Annotated in this window: 2 protein-coding genes; one reads left to right on the forward strand and one right to left on the reverse strand. The window is 66.7% G+C overall.

Annotation, left to right across the window (positions count from 1 at the left end):
* On the forward strand, positions 1–2684 hold a 2684-nt coding region (dnaE, locus tag ABDW21_RS11235), incomplete at its 5' end, for a DNA polymerase III subunit alpha (RefSeq protein WP_343601348.1).
* Between the two features lie 113 nt (positions 2685–2797).
* Here the strand turns inward: dnaE and ABDW21_RS11240 are convergent.
* A complete protein-coding gene (locus ABDW21_RS11240) occupies positions 2798–4198 on the reverse strand; it encodes a hypothetical protein (protein WP_343710457.1) in 1401 nt (466 codons plus the stop codon).
* Positions 4199–4648: the final 450 nt, after the last annotated feature.

A 4648-nucleotide genomic window follows, 5' to 3' on the forward strand; every position in this document is an offset into this window, starting at 1 on the left:
ACCGGATGCCGGTGTTCCCGGTGCCCGACGGCCACGACCAGGCGTCGTGGCTGCGCCACGAGGTGGATGCCGGGCTGCGGCGACGCTTTCACTGTGACTCCCAAAGGCACTGTGACTCCCAAGGGCACTGTGACTCCCAAGGGCTGCCTGACGGATACGCGCAGCGCGCGGCCTATGAGATCGAGGTCATCTGCGACAAGGGTTTTCCGTCGTACTTCCTGATCGTCGCGGACCTGATCAACCACGCCCGCTCGGTCGACATCCGGGTCGGGCCGGGCCGCGGCTCGGCGGCCGGTTCGCTGGTCTCCTACGCGCTGGGCATCACCGACATCGACCCGATCCCGCACGGGCTGCTCTTCGAGCGGTTCCTCAACCCCGAGCGCACGTCGATGCCCGACATCGACATCGACTTCGACGACCGCCGCCGCGGTGAGATGGTGCGCTACGCCGCCGAGAAGTGGGGCCAGGACCGCGTCGCCCAGGTCATCACCTTCGGCACCATCAAAACCAAAGCGGCGCTGAAGGATTCGGCGCGGATCCACTACGGGCAGCCGGGCTTCGCGATCGCCGACAGGATCACCAAGGCGCTGCCGCCGGCCGTCATGGCCAAGGACATCCCGCTGGCCGGCATCACCGACCCCACCCACGAACGCTACAAGGAGGCCGCCGAAGTCCGCGGCCTGATCGACTCCGATCCCGACGTGCGGACCATCTACCAGACCGCTCGCGGCCTGGAGGGTTTGGTGCGCAACGCCGGCGTGCACGCCTGCGCGGTGATCATGAGCAGCGAGCCGTTGACCGAGGTGATCCCGCTGTGGAAGCGGCCGCAGGACGGCGCGATCATCACCGGCTGGGACTACCCGGCGTGCGAGGCGATCGGCCTGCTCAAGATGGACTTCCTGGGTCTGCGCAACCTGACGATCATCGGCGACGCGCTCGACAACATCAAGGCCAACAGGGGAATCGCCGTCGACCTGGAGTCGGTGCCGCTGGACGATCCGGCGACGTATGCGTTGCTGGGCCGCGGCGACACCCTCGGTGTGTTCCAGCTTGACGGCGGGCCGATGCGGGACCTGCTGCGGCGCATGCAGCCCACCGAGTTCGAGGACGTCGTCGCGGTGATCGCGCTGTACCGGCCCGGGCCGATGGGACAGAACGCGCACAACGACTACGCCGACCGCAAGAACGGCCGGCAGGCCGTCACGCCGATCCACCCCGAGCTGGCCGAGCCGCTGGCAGAGATCCTCGCCGAGACCTACGGCCTGATCGTCTACCAGGAGCAGATCATGCGGATCGCGCAGAAGGTGGCCGGCTACTCGCTGGCCCAAGCCGACATCCTGCGCAAGGCGATGGGGAAGAAGAAAGCCGACGTGCTGACCGCCGAGTACGAAAGCTTCTCGGCGGGAATGCAATCCAACGGATTCTCGGCCGGCGCCATCAAGGCGCTGTGGGACACCGTCCTTCCGTTCGCCGACTACGCCTTCAACAAGTCCCACGCCGCGGGGTACGGCATGCTGTCGTACTGGACGGCCTACCTGAAGGCCAACTATCCGGCCGAGTACATGGCGGGGCTTTTGACCTCCGTCGGTGACGACAAGGACAAGGCCGCCGTGTATCTCGCCGACTGCCGCAAGCTGGGCATCACCGTGCTGCCGCCGGATGTCAACGAATCCGGGCTGAACTTCGCCTCGGTCGGCACCGACATCCGCTACGGGCTGGGTGCGGTACGCAACGTCGGCGCCAACGTCGTCGCGTCGCTGATCAACACCCGCACCGCGAAGGGCAAGTTCACCGACTTCTCCGACTACCTGAACAAGGTCGACATCGCTGCGTGCAACAAGAAGGTCACCGAGTCGCTGGTCAAGGCCGGGGCGTTCGACTCGCTGGGGCATGCACGCAAGGGATTGTTCCTGGTGCACACCGACGCCGTCGACTCGGTGCTGGGCACCAAAAAAGCCGAGGCGATGGGCCAGTTCGACCTGTTCGGTAGCTCCGGCGACGGCGGCGGCGACGTGGTGTTCACCATCAAGGTTCCCGAGGACGAGTGGGACCACAAGCACAAGCTGGCGTTGGAGCGCGAGATGCTCGGCTTGTACGTGTCCGGGCATCCGCTCAACGGGGTGGCGCATCTGCTGGCGGCCCAAGTCGACACCGCGATCCCGGCGATCCTCGACGGCGACATCCCCAACGACACCCCGGTCAAGGTGGGCGGCATCCTGGCGGCGGTCAACCGGCGGGTGAACAAGAACGGGATGCCCTGGGCCTCAGCGCAACTGGAAGACCTCACCGGCGGCATCGAGGTGATGTTCTTCCCGCAGACGTATTCCACCCACGGGGCCGACATCGTCGACGACGCGGTCGTGCTGCTCACCGCGCGGGTGAAGGCCTCCGACGACCGGGTGTGCTTGATCGCCCACGACCTTGTGGTGCCGGACTTTTCCAGCGCACAGGCCGATCGGCCGCTGGCGGTGAGCCTGCCCACCCGTCAGTGCACCGTCGACAAGGTCAGCGCGCTCAAGCAGGTGCTCGCTCGCCACCCCGGCACCTCGCAGGTGCACCTGCGGCTGGTCAGCGGGGACCGAATCACCACGCTGGAACTGGACGCGTCGCTGCGGGTGACGCCGTCGCCGGCGTTGATGGGCGACCTCAAGGCGCTGCTGGGCCCGGGCTGCCTGGGCGGTTAGCGCGGCACGCCGTGGCTGTCAGTGCAGCCAACCAGATGATCGACCGTCCGCGTCGATGTACCCCGACGTCTGCTCGCCGTAGTTCACGAAGCCCGAGACGTCGCCGCCGGCGTTCAACCGACCCGAGAGATCCTCGCCTGCGTTTCCAATGCCGGAGTTGTAGCTGGGGACGGGGCCGCCAGTGGGTCGGTGTCCGTGTTCCTGATGCCCGAGTCATAGTCGCCCTTGTTGACGATGCCTGAGTCGTAGCTGCCCTCGTTTTCCAGGCCCGAGGACCCGGTGACGAACTGCTCCTGGTAGTCCTCATCGAAACCAGAGTCATCGGTGCCGTTGTTCGCGTAGCCGGAAAGACCGGTGCCGGTGTTGTCCCAGCCTGAGTTGACGACTCCGGTCGGGGTCGTCGAGCTGCCGATCGCCGTGTTGAGGTTGCCCGAGTTGAGCAGGCCTGTGTTGGTGTTGCCCGAGTTGAAGAAGCCGGTGTTGACGTCGCCGGAGTTGAAGCCGAATGTGTTGGTGTTGCCGGAATTGAAGTTGCCGAAGTTTACGTCGCCCGAGTTGAAGAACCCGGTGTTGCCGCTGCCGGAGTTGAACCACCCCGTGTCGCCGACCACCGTGGCGGTAGCACCCGAGGGTTCGATCACCGTGGCGACACCGCCGGAGTTTCCGACGCCCGTGTCATGCGCACCCGAGTTGAACCAGCCCGTGTTGAGACCGCCCGGAATATCGCCCGGTGCGGTCCCCGAACTGGGGCCGCCCGAGTTTCCGACGCCGGTGTTGAGGTAGCCCGAGTTCCCGATGCCCGTGTCGAGGTAGCCCGACTCTCCATAGCCGGAGTCCAGGTTGCCCGAGTCGCCGAATTCCACGCTCAAAGGACCGACTCCGGTGCCCGAGCTCCCCGCGCCGATGTCTCTGTTGCCCGAGTTGAAGAAGCCGATGTCACCCGAGCCCGAGTTCCCGAATCCGAGGTCGCCGGAGCCCGAATTCAAGGCGCAGAAGCCGAGTTGATCGTTGCCCGTGCAGCCGATACCGATGTCATGATTACCGGTGTTCCCGAAGCCGATATCGTCGCTACCAGAATTTCCGGAGCCGATGTTGCCGCTGCCAAGGTTGCCGTTGCCGACGTTCGCGTTGCCGGTGTTGCCGTTGCCGACGTTGCCGTTGCCAGTGTTGCCATTGCCGACGTTGCCGTTGCCGGTGTTGCCGTTGCCGAGGTTGTCGCCGCCGGTGTTGCCGCTTCCGACGTTCGCGTTGCCGGTGTTGCCGTTGCCGAGGTTGTCACCGCCGGTGTTGCCGCTGCCGAGGTTGCCGTTGCCGGTGTCGCCGCCGCCGAGGTTGTCGCCGCCGTGATCGCCGCTGCCCACATTCAGGATGCCGGTGTCGCCGCTGCCGAGGTTGTCGCCGCCGTGATCGCCGCTGCCCACATTCAGGATGCCGGTGTCGCCCAGGCCCACGTTGAAGCCGGCAGCGGCGGCGCTCGGATCAGTCGCAGCCGAAGGGTCGACAGCCGCGGCCACATCCGTTGCCGACGCGGCGTCGACACCCGGATTGCCGGCGGCCAGCGCGGGACCGAGGAGCACGTCGACGAGGTCGGCGATGTCGGCGCGGGCAGCGGGCGCGGCGGCCGTCGGGACCATCACCGCGGCCAGCAGGGCACCCAAAGCCGGACCGATGCCGGCAACGGCTGCGCCCGCCCGACGGCGTCCGCCGATCACGCGGTTCGTGCGGCAACGATGCGGCATGGCAAGGCTCCAATCGCGAGGTATCGCGGACGTGCGCATCGTAGGATAGCGGCTCGATCAGCGACTGACCGTCTGCCGAACTCACCCGGGGGTGCTTGTCGCGGGTACGGTCTGGCCGTCGCACCCGCGCGGGGTCACGTCGGCGGGTCACCGTTACAACTGAAGTTGGTCATTGTTGGCCAACTGTGCCGGGGTAACGGTTGCCCGGCCCGGGTCGCCGCGTAC

It is taken from the genome of Mycobacterium sp. (assembly GCF_039583805.1).
Lineage (GTDB): Bacteria > Actinomycetota > Actinomycetes > Mycobacteriales > Mycobacteriaceae > Mycobacterium.